The 2,075-nt window shown below is 61.4% G+C and carries 3 protein-coding genes; 1 reads left to right on the top strand and 2 read right to left on the bottom strand.

Going from position 1 to position 2,075, the window contains the following annotated elements; all coding sequences use genetic code 11:
- Together ACXRVY_RS25885 and mexE are read right to left on the bottom strand one after the other, a co-directional pair.
- On the bottom strand, positions 1-241 hold a 241-nt coding region (locus ACXRVY_RS25885), incomplete at its 3' end, for an efflux RND transporter permease subunit (protein WP_458238609.1).
- A 12-nt stretch (positions 242-253) separates the two neighbouring features.
- The gene (mexE, locus tag ACXRVY_RS25880; protein ID WP_458238608.1) at positions 254-1,507 is read right to left on the bottom strand and encodes a multidrug efflux RND transporter periplasmic adaptor subunit MexE; all 1,254 of its coding nucleotides are present in this window, start codon (positions 1,505-1,507) and stop codon (positions 254-256) included.
- 376 nt (positions 1,508-1,883) lie between these two features.
- On the opposite strand from mexE, the gene ACXRVY_RS25875 reads away from it, so the two are divergent.
- Positions 1,884-2,075, top strand: a 192-nt coding sequence (locus tag ACXRVY_RS25875) for an Ldh family oxidoreductase (RefSeq protein ID WP_458238607.1), incomplete at its 3' end; no start/stop codon positions are given.

The raw sequence follows: 2,075 nt of genomic DNA, 5'->3' as shown, positions 1-2,075 counted from the left end.
ACATGTACAGCATGTTCTCGACGCCGGTGATGGCTTGCTCCAGCGGCGCGGCCACGGTTTCACCGATGACCTTGGGGTTGGCCCCCGGGAAGTTGGCGCGGACCACCACGGTCGGCGGCACCACTTCCGGGTATTCGCTGATCGGCAGCTGGAACAGCGAGATCGCACCGGCGATCAGGATCAGCAGCGACAGCACCGCTGCGAAGATCGGCCGCGAAATGAAGAATTGGGAAAAATTCATCGTAAAAATCCCTTAACCGCGTGGGGTCGTGGCAGCCAGTTTCACAGCCGTGCCCGGCGCAACCCTGGCAGGCGCGACTTGGGGCAGGTTGCTGGCTTCCAGCGCTTGACGTTGTTGTGCGAGTGCCGCGAGGGTTTGTTCGCTGGCCATCGGAATCACTTCAGGGGTGACCGGTGAACCAGGACGCACCCGTTGCAGGCCCTTGACGATAATCGTGTCGTCCTTGTTCAGGCCGTTGCGCACGATGCGCAGACCTTCGATCTTCGGACCCAGCTCCACCGCGCGGTAGGCGGTCTTGTTGTCGGCATCCATCACCAGCACGAACTTCTTGCCCAGGTCGGTGCCGACCGCTTCGTCGTTGATCAGCATGGCGCTGTAGGTGCCGCTGCCCACCAGTTTCAGGCGTGCATACAGGCCTGGGGTGTAGCTGCCATCGCTGTTGTCGAACACGGCGCGACCACGGATGGTGCCGGTTTTCGGGTTGACCTGGTTGTCGACGAAGTTCATCACGCCCTGGTGCGGGTTACCGTCCTCGTTGGACAGGCCCATGTAAACCGGGGTGGTGGCGCCGCGCTTGCCCTGGCGAGCGAGCTCGGTGTACTTGAGGAACACACGCTCGTCTGCATCGAAGTAGGCGTACACCTTGTCGGTGGAGACCACGCTGGTCAGCGGGGTGGTGTCGGCGGTCACCAGGTTGCCGGCGGTGATTTCCGCACGGCTGACGCGGCCGCTGATGGGGGCGGTGACGCGGGTGAAGCTCAGGTTCAGCTTGGCCAGGTCCAGTTGCGCTTGCAGGGCGCCGACGGCGGCGCGGGCTTCCTGGGCGGCGCTGGTACGCGAATCGGCCAGTTCGGCGGAAATGGCGTTACTGGTGCGCAGGCGTTCACCGCGCTGGGCTTCGTTTTCGCTGCGGGTAGCATTGGCGCGCGATTGTGCAACCAGGGCTTCGAGGCGGCGGACCTCAGCCTGGAACGGACGCGGGTCGATCTGGAACAGCAGGTCGCCTTTCTTGACCAGGGCGCCTTCTGTGAACGCCACTTCATCGATCTGGCCGGAGACCCGCGGACGGATCTCCACGGTTACCGGCGCTTCGAGGCGCCCGGTGAATTCGTCCCACTCGTTGACCGGTTGCTCCAGCACCTTGGCCACGCTGACCTTGGCCGCTGGCATGCTGGCGGCGGTCTCCGGGGCCTTGCCGCAAGCGCTGATCACCACTACGGCCAACAAAGCCAACGGGAAGCGCAAATGTTTGAATGACTGTTCCATGGATGCATCCGCCAATGTGTTGAGATTGGCGAATGATGCGCGGCGGGCTTGTATCTCACGAATCGAATGGGGCGAAGGTAACTATCATTCGGAATGATATGAGAGGCCAAATCAGCTCTCTAGCCTGCGCCTTACGCAGAGGTCTATCAATCAGGTCGATGGCAATTCTGTGTTGCCGAAAAAGCATCAATCAGTCTTGAAACAGAGGTGTGGCCTTCGCGAGCAGGCTCGCTCCCACACTGGATCTCATCAGCCATTGGTTTAACGGGGTCCAACGGCCTGCGCTGTGCCAATTTCGTCACCGCCAATGCCCAAACCCGTCAAGCCATAACGCCTCGGATAGACCACTCTGACCGGTCTGTCCAAGGAGATGACCATGATCCGACTGACCCTGATCGAAGCCCGTGAGTTGGCCGAATCGATCTTGTTGCACAACGGTTTTAATCTGGCCCATGCACAAGCGGTGGCGGCGACGGTGCTTGTTGGCGAACGTGATGGCTGTGCCTCCCACGGTTTGTACCGGATTCTGGGGTGTGTCAATTCCCTGCGGGCCGGCAAGGTGTCAGCC

The sequence above is a fragment of the Pseudomonas sp. P5_A2_2 genome, from assembly GCF_054177685.1.
The sequence above is the reverse complement of the archived record's forward strand: the minus strand, read 5'-3'. Positions and strand labels throughout refer to the sequence as shown.